Source organism: Azoarcus olearius (genome assembly GCF_001682385.1).
Taxonomy (GTDB): Bacteria; Pseudomonadota; Gammaproteobacteria; order Burkholderiales; family Rhodocyclaceae; genus Azoarcus; species Azoarcus olearius.
On record NZ_CP016210.1, the window covers coordinates 2,355,287 to 2,375,815 of the forward strand.

Annotated in this window: 20 protein-coding genes; 4 read left to right on the forward strand and 16 right to left on the reverse strand. The window is 68.2% G+C overall.

From position 1 onward, the window contains the following. Positions 1-72: 72 nt before the first annotated feature. The 3 genes from dqs_RS10840 to nadC all read left to right on the forward strand — a co-directional run bounded on the left by dqs_RS10840 (position 73) and on the right by nadC (position 3,189). Positions 73-1,326 (forward strand): HD-GYP domain-containing protein, encoded by a 1,254-nt coding sequence (locus dqs_RS10840; protein ID WP_065340476.1) that lies wholly within the window; start codon positions 73-75, stop codon positions 1,324-1,326. A 40-nt stretch (positions 1,327-1,366) separates the two neighbouring features. After that, positions 1,367-2,257 carry a DMT family transporter gene (locus tag dqs_RS10845; RefSeq protein ID WP_065340477.1) on the forward strand — a complete coding sequence of 297 codons (891 nt, stop codon included), beginning with the start codon at positions 1,367-1,369 and terminating at the stop codon, positions 2,255-2,257. Positions 2,258-2,340: 83 nt separating this feature from the next. Beyond that, complete coding sequence (gene nadC, locus dqs_RS10850; RefSeq protein WP_011765810.1) at positions 2,341-3,189, forward strand: carboxylating nicotinate-nucleotide diphosphorylase; 849 nt, start codon at positions 2,341-2,343, stop codon at positions 3,187-3,189. A 178-nt stretch (positions 3,190-3,367) separates the two neighbouring features. On the opposite strand, the gene thrC is transcribed toward nadC, so the two are convergent. From thrC to dqs_RS10865, 3 genes are all read right to left on the reverse strand, one after another. Beyond that, the gene (gene thrC, locus dqs_RS10855) at positions 3,368-4,831 is read right to left on the reverse strand and encodes a threonine synthase (RefSeq protein ID WP_065340478.1); all 1,464 of its coding nucleotides are present in this window, start codon (positions 4,829-4,831) and stop codon (positions 3,368-3,370) included. 159 nt (positions 4,832-4,990) lie between these two features. Continuing rightward, positions 4,991-6,298, reverse strand: coding sequence for a homoserine dehydrogenase (locus dqs_RS10860; protein WP_011765812.1), 1,308 nt, complete (start codon positions 6,296-6,298; stop codon positions 4,991-4,993). Between the two features lie 44 nt (positions 6,299-6,342). Then, positions 6,343-7,671 carry a pyridoxal phosphate-dependent aminotransferase gene (locus tag dqs_RS10865; RefSeq protein WP_011765813.1) on the reverse strand — a complete coding sequence of 443 codons (1,329 nt, stop codon included), beginning with the start codon at positions 7,669-7,671 and terminating at the stop codon, positions 6,343-6,345. A 164-nt stretch (positions 7,672-7,835) separates the two neighbouring features. On the opposite strand from dqs_RS10865, the gene dqs_RS10870 reads away from it, so the two are divergent. Continuing rightward, positions 7,836-8,216 carry an Mth938-like domain-containing protein gene (locus dqs_RS10870; RefSeq protein ID WP_011765814.1) on the forward strand — a complete coding sequence of 127 codons (381 nt, stop codon included), beginning with the start codon at positions 7,836-7,838 and terminating at the stop codon, positions 8,214-8,216. A gap of 5 nt (positions 8,217-8,221) precedes the next feature. Here dqs_RS10870 and dqs_RS10875 read toward each other — a convergent pair whose 3' ends face one another. The 13 genes from dqs_RS10875 to dqs_RS10935 form a co-directional block, all read right to left on the reverse strand. Further along, positions 8,222-9,448 (reverse strand): MFS transporter, encoded by a 1,227-nt coding sequence (locus dqs_RS10875; RefSeq protein ID WP_065340479.1) that lies wholly within the window; start codon positions 9,446-9,448, stop codon positions 8,222-8,224. A gap of 78 nt (positions 9,449-9,526) precedes the next feature. Beyond that, on the reverse strand, positions 9,527-10,975 hold the full coding sequence (locus tag dqs_RS10880; protein ID WP_011765816.1) for a mannose-1-phosphate guanylyltransferase/mannose-6-phosphate isomerase: 1,449 nt from the start codon (positions 10,973-10,975) through the stop codon (positions 9,527-9,529). 142 nt (positions 10,976-11,117) lie between these two features. Further along, positions 11,118-11,873, reverse strand: a complete 756-nt coding sequence (locus tag dqs_RS10885) for a LuxR C-terminal-related transcriptional regulator (RefSeq protein ID WP_065340480.1) — start codon at positions 11,871-11,873, stop codon at positions 11,118-11,120. Continuing rightward, positions 11,870-12,406, reverse strand: coding sequence for a type II secretion system protein (locus tag dqs_RS10890; RefSeq protein ID WP_065340481.1), 537 nt, complete (start codon positions 12,404-12,406; stop codon positions 11,870-11,872). Before dqs_RS10890 ends, dqs_RS10885 begins: the two co-directional genes overlap by 4 nt. Next, complete coding sequence (locus dqs_RS10895; protein WP_065341706.1) at positions 12,393-12,785, reverse strand: type II secretion system protein; 393 nt, start codon at positions 12,783-12,785, stop codon at positions 12,393-12,395. Before dqs_RS10895 ends, dqs_RS10890 begins: the two co-directional genes overlap by 14 nt. Positions 12,786-12,790: 5 nt before the next feature. After that, positions 12,791-13,267, reverse strand: coding sequence for a type II secretion system protein (locus dqs_RS10900; RefSeq protein ID WP_065340482.1), 477 nt, complete (start codon positions 13,265-13,267; stop codon positions 12,791-12,793). After that, positions 13,264-15,291: a secretin N-terminal domain-containing protein gene (locus dqs_RS10905; RefSeq protein ID WP_011765821.1), complete on the reverse strand. Its 2,028-nt coding sequence runs from the start codon at positions 15,289-15,291 to the stop codon at positions 13,264-13,266. The genes dqs_RS10900 and dqs_RS10905 overlap by 4 nt, the downstream gene beginning before the upstream one ends. Further along, complete coding sequence (locus dqs_RS10910) at positions 15,288-15,779, reverse strand: hypothetical protein (RefSeq protein WP_065340483.1); 492 nt, start codon at positions 15,777-15,779, stop codon at positions 15,288-15,290. The genes dqs_RS10905 and dqs_RS10910 overlap by 4 nt, the downstream gene beginning before the upstream one ends. Next, positions 15,776-16,339: a hypothetical protein gene (locus dqs_RS10915; RefSeq protein WP_065340484.1), complete on the reverse strand. Its 564-nt coding sequence runs from the start codon at positions 16,337-16,339 to the stop codon at positions 15,776-15,778. The genes dqs_RS10910 and dqs_RS10915 overlap by 4 nt, the downstream gene beginning before the upstream one ends. Further along, complete coding sequence (locus dqs_RS10920) at positions 16,336-16,884, reverse strand: PilN domain-containing protein (RefSeq protein ID WP_065340485.1); 549 nt, start codon at positions 16,882-16,884, stop codon at positions 16,336-16,338. Before dqs_RS10920 ends, dqs_RS10915 begins: the two co-directional genes overlap by 4 nt. Then, positions 16,881-17,681: a hypothetical protein gene (locus dqs_RS10925; RefSeq protein WP_065340486.1), complete on the reverse strand. Its 801-nt coding sequence runs from the start codon at positions 17,679-17,681 to the stop codon at positions 16,881-16,883. Before dqs_RS10925 ends, dqs_RS10920 begins: the two co-directional genes overlap by 4 nt. After that, positions 17,662-19,338, reverse strand: a complete 1,677-nt coding sequence (locus tag dqs_RS10930; protein ID WP_065340487.1) for a GspE/PulE family protein — start codon at positions 19,336-19,338, stop codon at positions 17,662-17,664. The genes dqs_RS10925 and dqs_RS10930 overlap by 20 nt, the downstream gene beginning before the upstream one ends. Beyond that, the gene (locus dqs_RS10935; protein ID WP_065340488.1) at positions 19,335-20,528 is read right to left on the reverse strand and encodes a type II secretion system F family protein; all 1,194 of its coding nucleotides are present in this window, start codon (positions 20,526-20,528) and stop codon (positions 19,335-19,337) included. The genes dqs_RS10930 and dqs_RS10935 overlap by 4 nt, the downstream gene beginning before the upstream one ends. Position 20,529: the final 1 nt, after the last annotated feature.

The following is a 20,529-nucleotide window of genomic DNA, read 5'->3' on the forward strand; positions in this document are numbered from 1 at the left end:
CTTCACTATTCCTTTGGTAGCGTCGCCGCAGCATACAATGGCGCGCCCCGCGTTGCCCCGTCCGCCCACGCCATGCAGAAACTCAGCGTCGATCGTCTTCGCCCCGGCCTCTACGTATCGCTCGCATCGGTGGGCTGGATGCGCCATCCCTTTCTGCTCAACGAGTTCCGCATCTCCTCGGAAAAGCAACTCGCTGCGCTGCGCGAACTTGGAATTGCAACGATCGACTGGGATCCTGCCCGCAGCACCGCCGAGCCGCTGCCAGAGACACAACCGGCCGGCGGCAGCGAGGACGATACGGTCGATTTCGGCGCTGCAGCGCTCGATGCCATGCTGGACGAAAAGCGAGCGCGACTGGAGCACCTGCGTCAACGCCGCGAGGGCCTTGCCCGCCGTGAGCGCCAGTTCGAACAGGAGGCTGCGGCTGCGGCCGAGATACTGAAGGGCTTTCCCGCCCGCGCCAACGAAGCGCACGCGCGGTGCAAGGCCCTGGTGGCCGATGTCGTCGCCGGCCTCGTCGGCACCGAATCGATGGTGGTCCATCTGGTCAACCAGAAGGCGCGCGATCCTGGCCCCTCCGCCCACGCGCTCAACGTGATGGTGTTGTCGCTGCTGCTTGGCCGCGCCGCGCGCCTGCCGGAGGACGAACTGCGTCTGCTCGGCGTGGGCGCCCTGCTCCACGACCTCGGCAAGGCCGAGCTGCCGCCACGCATCGTCCGCGCGGCCGAGCGCACGCCGCCGGAGGAAACGTACTACCGCGCGCACATCGGCTACGGCATCAAGGCGCTCGCCGCGGTGCGCGAACTGCCGGTGGCGGTACGCAACATCGTCGCCTGCCATCACGAGCACAGCGACGGCAGCGGCTTTCCGAACGCGCTGGCCGGCGAAAAGATTCCGCGGCTTGCCCGCATCGTCGCCATCGCCAACCGCTACGACAACCTCTGCAATCCGTTCGACCTGACCACTGCAAAGACGCCGTCGGTGGCGCTGCGCCAGCTGTTTGCGGCCGAGGGCAAGCACTTCGACGGCGCGCTGTTGCAGCTCTTCGTCAAGACGCTCGGGGTGTTTCCACCCGGCTCCTTTGTCCAGCTCTCCAACGGGGCGACGGGTCTGGTCATCGAGACCCACGAAGACGATCTGCTGCATCCGCTGGTCATGCTGTATGACCGCGACGTGCCCCGCAGCGAAGCCATGCTGCTCGACCTCAAGGAGGTCGAACTCAAGGTGGAGAGCGCGCTCAGCCCCGCGCGCCTGCCGCTGGAGGTCGTCGAATACCTCGCCCCGCGCGGCCGCGTGGATTACTACGTCGAAGGCGCCGGCGGCTGACCCCCGCGCCCTCCCCCTACGCCCCCTCTACCCGGCCTCGATGAGTTCCTCCCGACATTTGCTCCGCGCCGTCGCCATGCTGCTGGGCGCGCTGTTCTTCTTCGTACTGCTCGACGCCACCGCCAAACACCTGGGCCAGACTTACCCGGTGCCCATGCTGGTGTGGGCGCGCTATGCCGCCCACTTTGCGCTGATGCTGGTTTTCCTCGGCCCCTCGATGCGTTTTCGGCTGGTGGCTACCCACCGGCCTGCGCGCCAGGTCGTGCGCGCGGTTTGCTTGCTCGGCACCACGTTCTTCGGCATCGCCGCGCTGACACGGATGCCGCTGGCCGAAACCACCGCGATCGTGTTCGCGGCCCCGCTGATCGTGACCCTGTGCGCGCGTCCGCTGCTCGGCGAGCATATCGGCGTATTGCGCTGGATCGCGGTGCTGATCGGCTTCGTTGGCGTGCTGCTGATTGCCCGCCCCGGCAGCGGACTGGTCCGGGAGGGGGTGATGCTTGCGCTCGGCGGCGCCTTTTCCTATGCCGCCTATCAGATCCTCACCCGTCAGCTCTCGCCCACCGAGAATCCGGTAACGATGCTGTTCTACACCGCGATGATCGGAACGCTGGCAATGTCGGTGCTGCTGCCGTGGATCTGGAGCGGGCCGATGCCCGGCTGGCGGGACGGGCTGATGATCATGTCGCTCGGTGCCTTCGGCGGTATCGGCCACTTCCTGCTGACGCGCGCGTTCCGGGACGCGCCCGCCTCGGTGCTTTCGCCCATCCTGTACGTCCAGCTGGTCTGGGCCACCGTGGTGGGATGGATCGCTTTCGGGCATGTGCCGGACGGTGCCGCGATGCTGGGTATCCTGACTATCGCCACCGCCGGCGCCATCATCGCCATCGACAGTCGCCGGGTGCCGGCCGCCGGACGCCACAAGGCCTGAGCCACAACATCGAGATGCCCCGCGGAGGCCGGGCGCCCTTGCGGTGCTAGAATCGCCGTCCCGCAACTCGACCGTCTCCCGTCATGACAATCTCAGAGCAACTCCGCGTCGAGATCCAGCGCAACGTATCCGCCTCGCTGGCGGAAGACATCGGCACCGGTGACCTCACCGCCCGCCTCATCGCGGCCGAAACCGAAGCGCGAGGCCGCGTCATCACCCGTGAAGACGCCGTGGTCTGCGGCACCGCATGGTTCGACGCGACCTTTGCCGCCCTGAGCCCGACCACCTCGGTGCTGTGGCACGTGCGTGACGGTGAACGGGTCGAAGCGGGGCAGCTGCTGTGCGAGGTGGACGCCAGCGCGCGCGTGCTGCTGACGGCTGAGCGTACCGCGCTCAACTTCCTGCAGCTCTTGTCCGGCACCGCCACCGTCACCCGCCGCTTCGTCGATGCCGTGGCCGGTACCCGCGCCAAGATCGTCGATACCCGCAAGACACTGCCCGGTCTGCGTCTGGCGCAGAAGTACGCGGTATCCGTCGGCGGCGGCACCAATCACCGGGTTGGCCTCTACGACGGCATCCTCGTGAAGGAAAACCACATCATCGCTGCCGGTGGTATCCGCCAGGTGGTGGAGCAGGCGCGAGCGATCGCGCCGTCCAACGTCTTCATCGAGGTCGAAGTGGAGAACCTCGACGAGTTGCGCGAAGCGCTCGATGCCGGCGTCACCATGGTGTTGCTGGACAACATGAGCCTGGAAGAAATGCGCGAAGCGGTGAGGATCACCGCCGGGCGTGCCGAGCTTGAGGCTTCGGGCGGCGTCAATCTCGAGCGCGTGCGCGCGATCGCCGAAACCGGTGTGGACCGGATATCCATCGGCAGCCTGACCAAGGACGTCCGCGCGCTCGACCTCTCGCTGCGGCACGTCGAGGAATAAGGGGCGCAAGCGGCCGCAGCACTTCGCGTGTTGCGGCCTTGCCCTTGCCCGCTACGCGGCGCGGAACCAAGACTGGAGCCCCGCCGCCGTCACATCCCTTTGCCCCGCCGAGGCCCCCCCGGCGATCCGAAGCCGCCTCGGCCACGTCAACGGACGCGGCCGAAGCACCACAACGGGGTCAGACCCGGGTAGTGATGAAGCGCTTCACGGCCTCGACATCCGGCGCCATCACTTCCACGCGCTGCGGCAGCGCTTCGATGCCTTCGAGGTCTGCAGGACGCTCGGGCTCACGGCCGAGCGCTTCCTGGATGGTTTCCGCAAACTTCACCGGCAGCGCGGTTTCCAGCACCAGCACCGGCACGCCGGCGGGCACTGTGTCCGCCTTCTCCCAAGCCACCTTTACGCCGTCCGCGGTGTGGGTGTCGATCATCACGCCGTACTTGTCGAACACCTTGCGGATGGTCGCGAGGCGGTCGGCGTGCGAACTGCTGCCGGAGGCGAAGCCGAAGCCGCCGATGCGGGAGAACTCGCCGGACGCGGTCAGATCGAAAGCGGCACCGCCGTCGACCTGCTTCCACAGCGCGGCCACCTTCTGCGGATCGCGGCCGACGAGGTCGAACACGAAACGCTCGAAGTTGGACGCCTTGGAGATATCCATCGACGGGCTGGAGGTGACATGGGTTTCCGCCGCCTTGCGCGGGCGATAGACGCCGGTGCGGAAGAACTCGTCGAGCACGTCGTTTTCGTTGGTGGCGAGGATCAGCTTGGCGACCGGAAGACCCATCTGGCGAGCGATATGGCCGGCGCAGATGTTGCCGAAGTTGCCCGAGGGCACGCAGAACGCGACCTGCTGGTCATTGCTCTCGGTGGCGGCGAAATAGCCCTTGAAGTAATAGACGATCTGCGCCGCGACCCGCGCCCAGTTGATCGAGTTGACCGCGCCGATCTTGTACTTCGCCTTGAAGGCGTGGTCGTTGGAGACCGCCTTCACGATGTCCTGGGCATCGTCGAACATGCCGGTGACGGCGATGTTGAAGATGTTGCCGTCCTGCAGCGAGTACATCTGGGCACGCTGGAAGGCGCTCATCTTGCCGTGCGGCGACAGCATGAACACGCGCACGCCGTGCTTGCCACGCATCGCGTACTCCGCGGCGGAGCCGGTGTCGCCCGAGGTGGCGCCGAGGATGTTGATGGTCTCGCCGCGCTTGGCCAGCACGTACTCGAACAGGTTGCCGAGCAACTGCATCGCCATGTCCTTGAAGGCGAGCGTCGGGCCATTGGAAAGCTCAAGCAGGCCAAAGCTGCCCTTGCCCGCGGCATCCTTCTCCAGCCAGTGCACCGGGGTGATGTCGGCGGGGTTGTCGCCGGCGCGCACGTGGCGGTAGACATCGGCGGTGTAGGTCTTGTCGCAGATCGCCTTGAGGTCGGCGGCGGGAATGTCGGTGATGAACTTCGACAGGATGGCGAAGGCCAGGTCGGCGTAGGAGAGCTTGCGCCAGGCGTCGAGTTCGGCGCGGGTCACCTGCGGATAGGTTTCCGGCAGGTAGAGGCCGCCGTCGGGCGCCAGGCCGCCGAGCAGGATGTCGCAGAATTCGGGATTGGCGGGCTGGCCGGCGTGGCCGCGGGTGGAGATGTACTTCACGGAACAGTCCTCGGGATCAGCGGATGTGCGCAGCGCGCCGGGCGGAGCGAACGCAAAGGCGAGAGTTTAGCGAAAGCAGGCCGGGGCTTCGCGGCTTTGTGCCGGCGGTAAACGAAGAATCGGCGCCGGAGCGCCGACTCAGCTTTAACCCGGCAGCGCTCAGAGGTTTTCGAGCCGCAGCTTGGTGACCTTGCCCACCACCACCGGCAGCGCTTCGATCTTGGCGATCGCGGCGTTGGCGTTCTTCTCCACCGTCTGGTGGGTCAGCATGATGATGTCGGTCTGCGCTTCGCCTTCGCCCGGCTCCTTCTGGATCATCGCGTCGATCGAGATGTCGCTGTCGGCGAGGATGCGGGTGATGTCGGCGAGCACGCCCGGCTTGTCATCCACCCGCAGGCGCAGGTAGTAGGAGGTGACCACTTCCTCGATCGGCAGAACCGCCACGTCCTGTACCTGGTCCGGCTGGAAGGCCAGGTGGGGCACGCGGTGTTCCGGATCGGCGGTGTGCAGGCGGGTGACGTCGACCAGGTCGGCGATGACGGCCGAGGCGGTCGGCTCTGCGCCGGCACCCTTGCCGTAGTACAGCGTCGCGCCGACGGCGTCGCCCTGCACCAGCACCGCGTTCATCGCGCCTTCCACATTGGCGATGAGGCGCTTTTCCGGGATCAGCGTCGGATGCACGCGCAGTTCCACGCCTTCGTCGCGGCGGCGGGCGATGCCGAGCAGCTTGATGCGGTAGCCGAGCTGCTCCGCGTAGCGGATGTCGGCGGCGTCGAGCTTGGTGATGCCTTCGACGTAGGCCTTGTCGAACTGCATGGGGATGCCGAAGGCGATCGCGCTCATGATGGTCGCCTTGTGGGCGGCATCGATGCCTTCGATGTCGAAGGTCGGGTCGGCTTCGGCATAGCCGAGCGCCTGGGCTTCCTTCAGCACGTCGGCGAACGGCAGGCCCTTGTCGCGCATTTCCGACAGGATGAAGTTGGTGGTGCCGTTGATAATGCCGGCCAGCCACTGGATGCGGTTGGCGGACAGGCCTTCGCGCAGCGCCTTGATGATGGGGATGCCGCCGGCCACCGCGGCCTCGAAGGCGACCATCACGCCGCGTGCCTGCGCCGCGGCGAAGATTTCGTTGCCGTGGACCGCGAGCAGCGCCTTGTTGGCGGTAACCACATGCTTGCCGTTCTCGATCGCCTTCAGCACCAGTTCGCGGGCGATGCCGTAGCCGCCGATCAGTTCGACGACGATATCGACTTCGGGGTCGGTCACGACCGCGAAGGCGTCGTCGGTGAGCTTGACCCCGCCGCCGGTGACGCTGCGGGCGAGCTCGAGGTTCTTGTCGGCCACCGCGGTAATTCGGATCGGACGCCCGGCGCGACGCGTGATTTCTTCTTCGTTGCGTTTGAGGACGGTGAAGGTACCGCCGCCGACGGTTCCGATGCCCAGCAGGCCAACGTTGATCGGTTTCATTCAGTGCTTCCGTTTCTGTCGTGTGAAAGGTGGTTCGGTGAGGTTCAGGTGCCGTGGCGCTTGCGATAGCCTTCGAGGAAGCGCGCAACGCGGCCGATGGCGTCGCGCAGGTCGTCCTCGTGCGGCAGGAAGACCAGGCGGAAGTGGTCCGGATCGGGCCAGTTGAAGCCCGTGCCCTGCACCAGCAGCACGCGCTCGGCTTCGAGCAGTTCGGCAATGAAGGCCTGATCGTCCTCGATCGGGTAGATCTTCGGATCGAGGCGCGGGAACATGTACAGCGCCGCCTTGGGCTTGACGCAGCTCACGCCGGGGATGGCGGTGATCAGTTCGTGCGCGAGGTCGCGCTGGCGCCGCAGCCGGCCGCCGTCGGCGACGAGGTCGTCGATGCTCTGGTAACCGCCCAGTGCGGTCTGGATCGCGTATTGGCCCGGCACGTTGGCGCACAGGCGCATCGAGGCCAGCATGTTGAGGCCTTCGATGTAGTCCTGGGCGTTGCGCTTGTCGCCACACACCACCATCCAGCCGGCACGGTAACCGCAGGAACGGTAGTTTTTCGACAGGCCGTTGAAGATGATGGTCAGCACGTCTTCCGACAAAGCCGCCAGCGAGGTGTGCACTGCGCCTTCGTACAACACCTTGTCGTACACCTCGTCGGCGTACAGGATCAGGTCGAACTCACGCGCCAGCGCGATGATGCCTTTCAGCACCGCTTCGGGGTACAGCGCGCCGGTCGGGTTATTCGGGTTGATCACCACGATCGCGCGGGTGTTGGGCGTGATGCGCTCGCGCATGTCGGCCAGATCGGGCAACCAGCCGTTGCCTTCGTCGCAGATGTAATGCACCGGCGTGCCGCCCGAAAGGCTCACCGCCGCGGTCCACAGCGGATAGTCCGGCGCGGGAACCAGCACTTCGTCGCCCGGGTTGAGCAGCGCGTTCATCGCCATCACGATCAGCTCGGACACGCCGTTGCCGATGTAGATATCTTCCATGCCCACACCCTTGATGTGCTTCTGCTGGGTGTAGTGCATCACCGCCTTGCGCGCGGCGAAGATGCCCTTGGAATCCGAGTAGCCCGCCGAATTCGGCAGGTTGCGGATCATGTCCATCTGGATTTCTTCGGGCGCGTCGAAGCCGAACGAGGCGAGGTTGCCGATGTTCAGCTTGATGATCTTGTGGCCCTCGTCCTCCATCTGCTTTGCGCGCGTGAGCACCGGACCGCGGATGTCGTAGCAGACGTCCGCCAGCTTGGCGGATTTGCGCACGGCGCGCGGCGTGGAGAGCGGTGACGGACTCGCGGCGGCTGCACCGGCCTCGACCGCAACCAGGGGTTCGGTGGGGGCTGGTGCCAGATTCAGAGTCTTCGCCGCGTTCATGTCCTTGTCCTGTAAAGCGTAGATGGGATGGGCCGGCGGAATTGCCGGGCATCGGTCGGGAGCATCCACGCGCAGCCGCCGCCGCGCGCGAAAGGCTGTTATCTTAGCCCCGCGGCCGCAGGCCGGCAATTTGGCCCTCGCGGCCGCCAGAACGGATTTCCGACATGAAGCTCAACCAGGACCAGAACGCAGGGATCAACATGGTGACCGGCTACGGGGCCGATCACCTCATGGTGAACAAGGTACGGCACGAGGGCAGCCTGTTGCTCACGGCGGACCGCATCGTGGCCGGCTGGGCGGCGGGCGGTTTCGAGGGCCTGACCGAAGCCGATTTTGCCGCCGCGCGCGACCTCGGCGTCGAGATCGTGCTGGTCGGCACCGGGGCGCGTCAGCGCTTTCCGCAACCGGCGCTGCTCCGGCCCCTGATCAACGCCCGCATCGGCTTCGAAATCATGGACCTCGCGGCAGCCTGCCGCACCTACAACATCCTCGTCGGCGAAGGCCGTTCCGTTGCGGCGGCGCTGATCCTCGACCCGCCTGCCTGACCGCCTCAAGCCCGCCCTTGGGGAGGCGGCGACGTAAACCACAATGGCAGGTAGCTCAGTACCTGCAGCGTGACGAGGATGCCCAGTGCGACGCCCAGCGCCGCCGCCATCGCCATGCCGCCTCCGCGCAGGTGGTCCACGATCAGGCCGATGCCCCACTGCACTGCGAAGGCGCCGGCAAAGGCCATCAGGTTTACCGCGGTGCTGACGCGTGCGAACAAGGCGCGCGGAAAATGCGACGCGGCCGCGAGGTAGGACTGCGCATTCACCGCCGACAGCAGCCCGAGCAGGAACCACGCCGGGAACAACGGCGCAAGGTCGAACACGATCGCCGCCTCCACCGCCAACATGCCCGCATAGCCCAGCCGCATCAGGTGCAGCGGCCGCACCCCGCGCCGAGACAGGTGCGTACCCCAGGCGCCGACGGCAAGTTGTCCGCACAACATGCCTACGTTCAGCACGACCAGATAGTGCGCGGCCCTTGCCAGTTCCAGTCCGTTTACGTGCATCAACCACGGCACCGCCCATAGCCCCTGGAGCGCCATGAAGCCTCCTGTGAAACACGCGGAAGCGGCCGCAAAGCGAAGGAAGGCCGGGGAGCGGAAGATGCGTCCAACCGATGCAAGCGCCGCCCCGACCGTGTCCTTGGAGGTGTGCGCGGCCTCGTCCGGCAGGCCGGTGATCATCAGCACCGCAACCACCAGTCCGCTGACGGCGACGAGCCAGAACACGCCGCGCCAACCCACCCACGGCAGCAACGCCTCCACCGGCGTGCTTGCCGTCAAGGCGCCCAGGGCGCCAGCGGCCATGATGAAGCCGGTCATGGAGCTTTGGCGTTCGGCGGGATACCAGGACGCGAAGCCCTTCAGCGCGCCCATCAGGCACGCCGAAACACCCAGCCCGATCATCGCCCGCCCCCCCGCGAGCGGCAGAAAGCCCTCGCCGAGCGCGAACACGGCCGCACCGCCCGCCGCGAGCAGCAACAGCAAGGCTTCGACCCGGCGCGGGCCGTAGCGGTCGAGGGCGATCCCGACCGGAATCTGCGCCAGTCCGAAGGCGAGGAAATAAGTGCTGGTGAGTAGCCCGAGTTGAGCGCTGCTCAACCCGAGTTCCCCGGTCAGCGCAGGCGAAATCACCGCATTGACGGTACGCAGCAGATACGAGAGGTAGTAGCCGAGCGCGAACGTGACGAAGATGCGCAGCCCGGCCGGAGGGCGGACGACTGAGGTCATGCCGGAAGTCCTGCCGAAAACGCCTGATTGTGCCCGATCCGGGCACCGCCGGCCTCGCCGCGGACTACCGGCGCCTCATCAGCCCTCGGTGCGCCCGTAGGTGTCCTCGAAACGCACGATGTCGTCTTCACCCAGGTAGCTGCCGGACTGGACCTCGATGATCTCCAGCGGCACCTTGCCGGGATTCGTCAGCCGATGGGTGTGGCCGAGCGGAATGTAGGTCGACTCGTTTTCGCCGAGCAGGAAGACCTTGTCGCCTGCGGTCACTTCAGCGGTGCCACGGACGACAATCCAGTGCTCCGCACGGTGGTAGTGCATCTGCAGGCTGAGCTTGGCGCCCGGATTGACCACGATGCGCTTGACCTGGAAGCGGTCGCCCGCGTCGATCGAGTCGTACCAGCCCCAAGGCCGGTAAACCTTGCGGTGCGTGCGGGTGAGGCTGCGGCCCTCGGCCTTGAGCCGGGCGACCACGTTCTTCACCGACTGGGTGTGGCTCTTGTGGGCCACCATTACCGCGTCGGCCGTCTCCACCACCACCATGTCGTCACAACCCACGGCGGCCACCAGGCGGGTGCTGGCATGCACCAGCGTATTGCGGCTGGACTCGAACAACACCTCGCCGCGCGCGCTGTTGCCGGACGCATCCTTGGGGGAAACCGCCCACAGCGCGTCCCACGCACCCACGTCCGACCAGCCCGCCGACAATGGCACCACCACGCCCTGCCCGACCTCCGGCGCCGACTGGAGCTTCTCCATCACCGCGTAGTCGATCGAATCCGAGGGGCAGTTCTCGAAGGCACCCTTGCCGACGCGCAGGAAGTCCGCATCGGCCTTGCGTTCCACGAACGCGGCCTCGCACGCCGCGGCCATCTCGGGGTTGAAGCGCTCGATGGCACGTAGCCACACCGAGGCCTTCATCATGAAGATGCCGCTGTTCCAGAAGTATTCGCCGCTGGCGACGTAGCGCTCGGCTGTCGGCGCGTCCGGCTTCTCGACGAACTCGGCCAGCACGCGCGACGTCGCCGCGCCGGAAACCGCCGGGCCCACCCGGATGTAGCCGTAGCCTGTCTCCGGGTGGTCCGGCACGATGCCGAAGGTGACCAGCGCGCCCGCCGACGCCAGCGCGGCACCCTCGCCTATGGCCAACTGGAAGCGCTCGACGTCGGTGATGACGTGGTCTGCCGGCATCACCAGCAGCACCGGATCGTTGCCTCCGGCCGCGGCGGCAAGCGCGGCAAGCGTCAGCGCCGGCGCGGTATTGCGCCCGACCGGCTCGAGCACGATGCCAGCGCTCGCGACGCCAATTTGGCGCAGCTGCTCGGCAATGATGAAGCGGTAGTCTTCGTTGGTGACAACCAGCGGCACCGGATCCACCTCGCCCGCGAAATCCTTCAGACGCACCGCGGTCTCCTGCAGCAGAGACAGTTCGCCGGTAAGCGGAAGGAGTTGCTTGGGGTAGGTTTCGCGCGATGCGGGCCACAAGCGGGTGCCGGAGCCCCCGGAAAGGATGACGCTCTTGATGGTCATGGTGCTGAACCTCGCTCGAACTTATGCGGCGATACGCGTGCGTATCGGATGGCGCGGATGATAGGCCATCGCGGCGGCATGCGGTGCGCGCCGACACAACTGCGAACACACCCCGCTGCCAAGGGCCTGGCTGCCGTTCCGGTCAACGCCGGTCAGCGGTCACCCCGGCGATCAGTCCCGCGGCAACGCCATTTGCCACGGCCTGTGCCCGATTGGCGGCCCGCAGCTTGCGCAGGATGCGCTGGACATGGTTCTTGACGGTCAGCGCGCTGATCTTCAGGACCTCGCCGATCTGCTGATTGGTCAAGCCGTCGCGCATGCAGCCAAGCACTTGCAACTCACGCCCGGACAGCAAGGCCGGGGAAGCGCCGGCCGCGGCGTGCTCGCCCTCCCGCATGCGCAGCAGCGCGAGGTGCAGATGCGGCATCAGCAGTTCGGCAAGATAGCGCTCGCGCGGCCCCGGTGGCGCCGGCAGGCCGATGAATACGAAGAAGGTCGATGGCGCGGCGCCATGCCCGGCAATGCCGTGACACAGCAACTCGCCGCCACAGGCCAGTTCCGGGACGGCCATACGCAGCGGGGCGGCCGGCAGTACGAGCGGCGCCCTGCCCGCCTGCAACCAGGCCTGCCTCAAGCCGCCAACCACCGGCGCGCCGGGCTCGGTCAGGATGTACTCCACCCGCGGTGGGATCAGCAGCCGTGAAAACACATCCTGCGTGCCGGGCGTCTGCTCCGTGCCGCTACTGGCGCACAGCAGGGTTTCGTGCGGCAGAAAGCACTGTAATGCCCCCTGCGTCCATAGAAAGAAGTGAGACCGGCGCGCAACGCGGATCGAGGCTTCGAGCGCGAAATGCAGCCGCTCGAGGTCGGCGCTCTCCAGCGTGAAAAGGCCGCTCACCGCTCGCCTCCCTCGTTGGTGTCGGTGGCGGGCACGGTTTGGGCGTCCGCCGGCGTTTCCGCGGGCCGGAACACCCAGTCGGCGTGCGTCCGTGCCTCCACCGCGCCGGTCGATAGTTCCGGCGGCAAGTCGTGGGTCCGGATCGGAACGGTTTCCGAGCGGCTATGGACGCCGACGATACCGCCGCCGGCACGCACCAGCACCCAGTCGGCAGCGCCGGTCAGTGGATCGCGCCAGATCCGGCGCAGGTGGCGCACTGGCATCGGCCAGCGTTTGTCTTCGACCAGGTCGGTGAGGGTCTGGGGCCAGGCAGGCGAGCCGGCGGGCGACGCCGCGCGATAGCGGGCGATCGCTCGCGCGATGTCGGCCCCGCGGTAGAGCAGCTCCGCCTCTCGCGCGCGCAGTGCGGCCTGCTGCCACACCACGCCAGCCTGCGCGATGCCGAAGCCGAGCGCGGCCACGGTGAACAGGATCAGCAGATAGCTGTAGCCGCGTTGACGGGAGCGCGGCAGAGGGAGGCTACCAGTCTGCATACGGTGTTCCGTCCAGGCCGCCGCCTTCAGCGCCGCTGCGGACATCGCGGACCCCGCCACCCTCGCCATGTGCGCCCGGCGTCTCCGCAACTTCGATCCAGCTCGCTTCGCTGTCGGTGATCGGATCGCGCGGAATCGCGCGCAGGTAGCGTCGCTCGACGAGATCGGCCAATGCGTGCGGAAAGCGTCCGGTGTCGGCCTTGTACTTGTCGAGCGCATCACGCATCACCACGAGCGACTGGCGCAGGCTCGTCTCTCTCGCGCGCTCCACGTGATCGAAGTAGCGCGGCGCAGCGATCGCCAGCAGCAGCGCGACGATCGCCATCACCACCAGCAGCTCGATCAGCGTGAAGCCGCGCCGCACCCGGGATGCCGTCATCGCGCTCACCATTCGCGATACGGCACGCCGTCCAGCCCCACGCCGTCGGCGAGCGAATAGACGTCGAAAACATCCGCACCTGCGGCGGGGGCTTCAGGCGGACTGGCGTAGCTGCGCAAGCCCCAGGTCGCCTCGGCAGGCGCGGCCACGTCGCGGAAGAAGGGGTCGCGTGGCACGCGGCGCAGGAAATAGATGCGTGCGCCGTCGGCATCCTTCAGGTCGCGCACCCCATCGACCAGCACCGAAAGCCGGGGCGGATAACCGCTGGCATCAGCTGCGCGTGCGATGCGGCCCGCGTCGGCCGCCGCCTTGTAGGCGTCGATCGCAGCCCGGATCTGCCGCAGCGCGGTCCGCAGTTCGGCTTCGCGCGACCGCTGGGCACCCAGTTCCAGCAAGGGCACCGCCCCGGCCACCAGTACGCCGATGATCGCCACCGTGACCACCAGTTCGATCAGCGTGAATCCCGTTGCCCGCTGCGTCACCGCTCGTCCCTGCCGTTGTCGGGTTCCGGCGGCGTGCCGGCGGCGGGAAGCTGCGGCGGCGCAACCGGAATGGAGCCGGCTGCCGGCGCGCTGCCCTCCTCCGCCTCGGCCACCGGCTCGGGACGCTCCAGCACAACCGGCTCCGCGCGCGCGGCGCCACCCGGCTGGGCGCCGCCCTGCATGCTGACCGAATTGGGTGCGGTGGGGCGCAAGCGCAGTTGGCGCGCCCCCACGGCGGCTTCAGTGCCGGCGGGCAGGTCGGCCCGCGCCAGCGAGGGGGCCACCACGTTGCGGACGATGCGCGGCGTGATCAGCAGCACCACCTCGGTTTTCGTATTGCTGTCGCGCTGGGCCGAGAACAGGCGGCCGACCACGGGCAACTCGCCCAACCCCGGCAAGCGCCGCGCGCTGGAACGCTCCTCGTCGTTGATGAGGCCGGCGAGCACCTGGGTCTCGCCATTGGCGAGCCGCAGCGTGGTCGCCGCGCTGCGGGTGCCGACCTGGTACGCCAGCGAACTGGAGGGGCCGGTGACCTCCTTGACGATGCTGCTCACCTCCAGCGCCACCTTGATCACCACCTCGTCTTCCAGCGTCACCGCCGGTTCCACATCCAGTTTCAGACCCACGTCGAGGTAGTTCACCGACGCGGAAACGCCCACGTTGGCGGTCGCGGTGGTGGTGAATACCGGCAGCTTCTCGCCGATGTGGATCTTGGCCTTCTCGCGGTTCTTTACGCGGATGCGCGGATTGGCGAGCAGGCTGGTGTCGCCATCCTCGGCGCGCAGGTTGAGCACCGCGCCGGGGTTGGACACGTAGGGCACGAGCGAGCCGCGGTCGCGCAGGTTGATCATGCCTTTCGCAAGCTCGCCACCCAGCGTGGTGCTGGTGGCAAAGCCGGCGGCGGTGGACACGGTGCTGGTCACGTTGGGCGTCAGCAAGCCGTAGCCGACCTGCGTCGGGTACTCGATGCCGAGGTCCTGCAACTTGTTGCGGCTCACCTCCAGCACCTCCACCTCGAGCATCACCTCCGGCTCGGCGACATCGAGCGAGGCAAGCACGCGTTCGGCCAGACGCACCGCATCCGGCGTGTCCTTGATCACCACCATGTTCAGCTTTTCGTCGACGAACACATCCTTGCTCTTCACCAGCTGGCGCACCATCGTCATCGCCTGCTTGGCGTCGGCGTTGGCGAGATAGAAGCTGCGGGTGACCAGCTCGACGTATTCCTTCTGTTTCGCCGGCGTGGCGGGATACACCAACACCGAGTTGGCGTTGAGCATCTTGCGCTCCAGCTGCTGGGTGGCGCCGATCAGGCCGAGCACCTCTTCGATGGTGCTGCTGCGCACGAACAGCGTCACCTTCGATTCCGCCCGCACATCGCGGTCGAACACGAAGTTGAGCCCGCTTGCGCGTGCCAGCGCCTCGAACACCACACGCAGCGGCGCTTCGCGGAACTCCAGCGTTACCGGACGCGATAGCGGCCCGCCCGGCGCGGGTGCGGCCGCTGCCGCGGCCAGCTCGGCCTTCTCGTCGATCTCGCGCAACAACTGGCGGGCTGCGCCGTTGGCGGGCTGCTCGGCCAGCACGGTGCGGGCGCTACGCTCGGCCGCCAGGATGTCGCCGCGGCCGAGGCTGGCGCGGGCCTCTTCCAGCCGCGCCGCGCGTCTGCGGTCGGCAGCGATTTCGTCGGCACCGACGCGCGCCCGCGGATGGTCGGGGTCGATGCGAAGCGCGTCCGCATACAGGCGCTCGGCCTCTTCGGCGCGGCCGGCAAGGCGCGCACGTTCCGCGGCGGCGAGCTTTTCCGATCCCAGCAGCTCGCGTTGCCGCAGGTAATAGGCGCGCAGTTCATGGTTGCGCGGATCGCGCCCGACCTCGTCCTTCAAGCTCATCAGCGCCGCCATGCGGTCGCCGCTGGCGAAGGCCTCGCGGCTGCGCTCCAGCGCGGGATTGGTGGCGCACGCCCCGAGGGCGGCGATCAGACAGGGCAACAGCAGGCGGATCTTGCGGCGGTGAGCAATCATGAATTGGCGACGGGAAGGATCTGGCGCTGCTTGAGCGGCAAGTAGGTGAATTCGATCGTGGCGGCGTCGACACGCTCGACGCGGTAGCGGCTGTCGATCTCGTCGCCGCTGCGCACGATGTGCAGGCGGTTGCCGTCCATCAGCATCGCGCTGCGCTCGCCGGCGTCATCGATCGCACCGATGAACCGGAACGGCAGTGGCGGTGCCTGCGGCGGCAAGGGCGCGGGTGGCGGAGGCGGTGGCGGGCGGAAACTCAGCGGCGCCGCGAAATGGGCTCCCTCCGGCGCCAGCGCCGTTCTAGCCGGCAGCGGTTGAAACGCCGACGATGCCCCCGCGGTGGCGATGACGCTGCGCGGCAGGGATGGCGCATGCCGGCGTTCTGCCGCCGGCCGCGCCTTGTCGGGTTGCGATTCCTGCTGGGCCGCCCACCAGGTGGCCGACAAGGTGGCGACCAGCGACAGCCCAAGCGCGATCTGGCGCGGCTTCATCGTCCCTCCCCCACCCACAGCACCAGCCGCAGCTCGGCTTCGATCCGCGCCGATTCGCTGCTCGCGCGCTTTACCGAGACGGTCTCCAGTGCCAGCTCCGGCAAAGCCTGCAGCGCCGCGCCCAACCAGCCGTGAATCCGCGGAAAGTCGCCTTCCACGGGCAGGTCCAACGTGATGCGCCGCAGCCGCGTGCCAGGCTCGGACGCCGCGCGATAGTCGACCCGCCGGACGTCCAGCCCGTGATCGGCGGCGAGGCTGTACAGCACCGACAGGCGTTCGCCCAGCGCGCGCTGGGGCGGGAAGCGGCTGGCGTAGTACGCCTCCAGCGCGCTGCGTTCGTCCGTGGGTGCGTCGTCCTGCGCTGCAGCGGCGCGCAGCAGCGCGTTGCGCTCGGCGGCGAGGCGGCGCTGCGCGCTGTCCAGCTGCGGCAACGCGAACCGGTCGATGCCGAGCGCCAGCAGAAGCAACGCGATTCCGGCGAGTCCGGCGGGGCCCAGCAAGCGATGTGTGCGGCGGAGCGCCTGGTGCAGCGCCGGCAGGATGTCGAACGACGTGTTCATACGCCACCCCGCCGCGTCGTCATCAGCGTGAAGCGCACCAGCGGAACGCCGTCGGCAACCACCGCTTCGTGGCTCACCAGTACCGCGCCTGCCAGCGCCGGCTCCGCGGCGACGCGGGCCAATGCGACGAACACGGCGTCCAGGCTGCGGGCCTGCCCGGTCAGCCGCAGGCCGCCGTTGGCGCCCCCCTCCGCTTCTACGCCGACCTCCAGCCAGGCGACGTCGCCGTCGCGCACGCGCGCCAATGCGGCGAAGATGCCGCTCCAGTCTGCAGTGAGACGCCCGCTGATGCGCTGCCAGGCCTCGCGCTCCGCAGGGGCAAGCGGCGCAGCCACCGCGCGCGGGGCATCACGCCGCGCAGCGCGAAGTCCGGCGAGCGTGCGTTCGCGCGCGGCCAGTTCGTCCCGCCCGGCGGAGTAATCGGACATCGCGAGCACGCTGCACGCCGCCCCCACAGCAAGCAGCGTCCAGCTGACGGCGCCGTTGCGACGTGCCACGGGGACGAAATCGAGCGCGAGCGCGCGGGGCACGGCACACGCGCTCATCGGGGCGTCCCTTTCGCTGCCTGCCATCCGCCCAGCGGCGGGATACCGCCCTCGGACTGCGGCTGCGTCGGCATCAACGCGTGGATCGACAGCGCGCGCTGCTGCCAACCGGAGGGCAGGAAGGCGGGTTCGACCCCTACGCTGTAAACGACCCCTTCCGGCGCGCGTGGTGGCAGCGCCGCCAGCCAGCCCGCAAGGGTCTGGGCCAAGGCCACGCCCGGCTGCAAGCCGGCGGCAAGACTGCGCACCCGGACCCATTCGCCCAGCTGCCACAGGCCCACGGTGAGACGGTCTTCGGCACACAGCGCGAACACGCCGCATTCGCCGTCCAGCGCCTGTCGCGCGCGGTTGAAGCCGAGTGCGAAGCGGCTGCCGAAACGATCGATGGTGGCGTGCTGCGCTTTCGCGAAGCTCGTCACCGCAGCGACCAGCACGCGAGGTGCCGCGCTCGCCAGCGCGCGCTCGCCGTCCGCATCGCGATCGGCGGCGAACACCCATTCCGCGGGGTCGAGTTCATGCACCGCGGCAAAGCGATCGCCCAGCCAAGCCGCGCGCTCCTGGCCGCGCAGTCCCCGCGGCCATTGCACGACGAGATGGCGCACCCAGTCGTCGGCCAGCTCCACCTCGAGACGGGGCCGCCGAAGCAGGCGGCGTACGGGCGGCGGGGCAGACACGCCGGCAAGCGCGGCGGCCGGGTCGGCGCCTGCAGGCACGCGCTGTACCTCGCCAGCGCGGTCAAAATGCCAGTGGTCGCGGCCGAGCAGCAGCCGCCACGACTCAGCCGAGAAGCGTGACACGATTGAGTTCCTGCAAGGTGGTGTCGCCGGTGGCGACCATGTCGATGACTGCTTCGCGCAGGCTGCGGAAGCCGCGTCGCCGCGCCGCTTCCTTCAGGCTGCGGATCGGCGCGCGGGTGAGGATCAGTTCGCGGATCTCGTCGTCCAGCAGCAGAACCTCGGCCACCGCACGCCGTCCCCGGTAGCCGGAACCGCGGCAGTGCCCGCAACCGTGTCCGGCGCGGAAGCGGAAGACGCTGGCGTCTCCCAGCCGCGCGGCCTCCACCTCGCTGGCGGGCGGCACGATGTCCTCGCTGCAAGACGGGCAGTTGAGCCGCACCAGCCGCTGCGCCACCACGCCGTTGAGCGCGGCGACCAGGTTGTAGGGGTCGATGCCCATGTGCATGAAGCGGCCGATCACGTCGAAGACGTTGTTCGCGTGCACCGTGGTGAACACGAGGTGGCCCGTCAGCGCCGCCTGGATCGCGATCTCGGCGGTTTCGCCGTCGCGGATCTCGCCGACCATGATCTTGTCCGGGTCATGGCGCAGGATGGAGCGCAGCCCGCGCGCGAACGTCAGCCCCTTTTTCTCGTTCACCGGAATCTGCAGCACGCCGGGCAGCTGGTATTCCACCGGGTCCTCGATCGTGATGATCTTGTCCAGACCGTGGTTCGTCTCGCCCAGCGTGGCGTACAGCGTCGTGGTCTTGCCGCTGCCAGTGGGGCCGGTGACCAGCAGCATGCCGTAGGGCTCGCCCGCCAGCCGGCGCAGCACCGCGCGGGTATCGGCCGCGAAGCCGAGCGATTCGAGCGTGAGGCCGCGCATCTCCTCGGTGAGGTGGGCCTTGTCGAGCACGCGCAGCACTGCGTCTTCGCCGTGGATGCTGGGCATGATGGACACGCGGAAGTCGATCTCGCGCCCGCCGGCCTGGGCCTTGAAGCGGCCATCCTGCGGCACCCGGCGCTCCGCGATATCCAGTTCGGCCATCACCTTGATGCGGGAGATCGCCTGTTCCGCCAGCTCCGCGCCGTTGGCACCGCCGACCCGCGCCAGCACGCCGTCCACCCGGTACTTGATCACCAGCCCGCCGGGTACGGCTTCGAGGTGGATGTCGCTCGCGCCTTGCTTGAGGGCATCGTAGAGCGTGGAATTGACCAGTTTGACGACCGGACTCGCATCGCTGCTGATCCGGCGCAGCGACAGATCTTCCGCGCCATCGTCCTGCTGCGCGTCGTCGCCGCCCAGTTGCAGTCCGGCCGCGCGCCTCACTTCGTCCTCGTGGCGCGCAAGGTAGCCGGCAATGTCCTCGCGGTCGCCCACGGCGGTCATGAAGCCTTCGCCGAGCCGCGCCGCGAGACCGTCGAGCAGGTCGTTGTCGAAGGGGTCGGCGATGACCAGCAGCAGCCCGCCATCTTCGTCGCGCAGGGCGACGCATTCGCGCTGCAGCGCGGTCTCGAAACGGACGGCGCCGAAATCCGGCGTCAGCGACATCAGCCGGGCGTGATGGATCGGGTTCAGGCCGCAGGTGGCGGCCAGACGCCGCAGGCGTTCAGCAGGGTCGGCTTCCACAGTGGCGAGGCCGTCGAGCAGGCGCCCTCCTGCGGTGGAGGCGCGCGCCAGCTCGTCGGCGGAAAACGCCGGCGCCGACTGCGGATGAAGGTCGACCGGCGCGTTCATCCCAGCGTCTCCGCGAGCTGAAAGATCGGCAGGTACATCAGCACCACGATCAGGCCGATCGCGCAGCCGATGAAGAGCATCAGCAAGGGGCCGAAAAGGCGCGTCAGCCATTCCACCTGGCGCGCGGTGTCCTCTTCGTGAAACTCCGCCGCGCGGGTCAGCATCTCGCCCAGATTGCCGGCCCGCTCGCCGACTTCGAGCATGCGCAGGGCGACCGGCGTGGTCAGCCCGGCGGAGGCCAGCGTCCACGCAAATCCGCGCCCTTCCCGCACACGGTCGATGGCGCCATCAAGGCTCGCGCGCAGGCCATGGGTCAGTAATCCGGCGACCATGCCGAGGGCCGGCACCACGGGAATGCCACCGGAGAGCAGCATGCCGAGCGTGCGATAGAAGCGCGCCAGCTGAAATACGCGCAGCCGTTCGCCCAGCAGCGGCAGCCGCCAGCCCAGGCGCCCCAGCCAGGCGCGGAATGCGGGGTGGCGCGACAGCATCACGATGCCGGCGATCACTGCCAGCAGCGCCAGCGCGCCGGTCGCGGCGTTGGCCTCGATCCATTGCCCCCAGACGAGCAGCACACGCGACATGAAGGGCAGATCGTTGCCGACGTCCTCGTAGATATGCGAGAAGCGCGGCACCACGTAGCCGAGCAGGAACAGCACGACCAGCCCGCCCACGCCGACCAGCAAGGCCGGGTAGATGGCGGCGCTGACCAGCTTGCCGCGCAGCGCGCCGACCTGCTGCTGGTAGGCGACATAGCGCTCCAGGGCGCGGTCGAGGTCGCTGGTGCGCTCCGCGGCGCGGACCATCGCCACATACAGCGGCGGGAACACCGCAGGCACGGCTTCGAGCGCAGCGGACAGGCTGCGCCCTTCGCGCAGTGCGCGCAGCAGGCCCTGCAGCACCACGGCAACCGCGGGGCGCCCCTCCTTCTCCGCCAGCGCCGCCACCGCTTCGGCAAGCGGAATGCCGGCGCGCAGCAGCGCCAGCAGCTCCTGGTTGAAGAGCAGCAGCGGAAATGCCTGGCGGGCACGCAACCATCCGGTGCCGGCACCCGGGGCGGCTTGCCGCGCGCTCAGCAACTGCAACCCGCGGCTGCGCGCGATCGCACGCAGCTCGTCGTCGGAGCCCGCTTCGAGGTCGAGCGCAACAACCGTATTGGCGGCGTCCACCGCCCGTATCCGGTAGCGCATG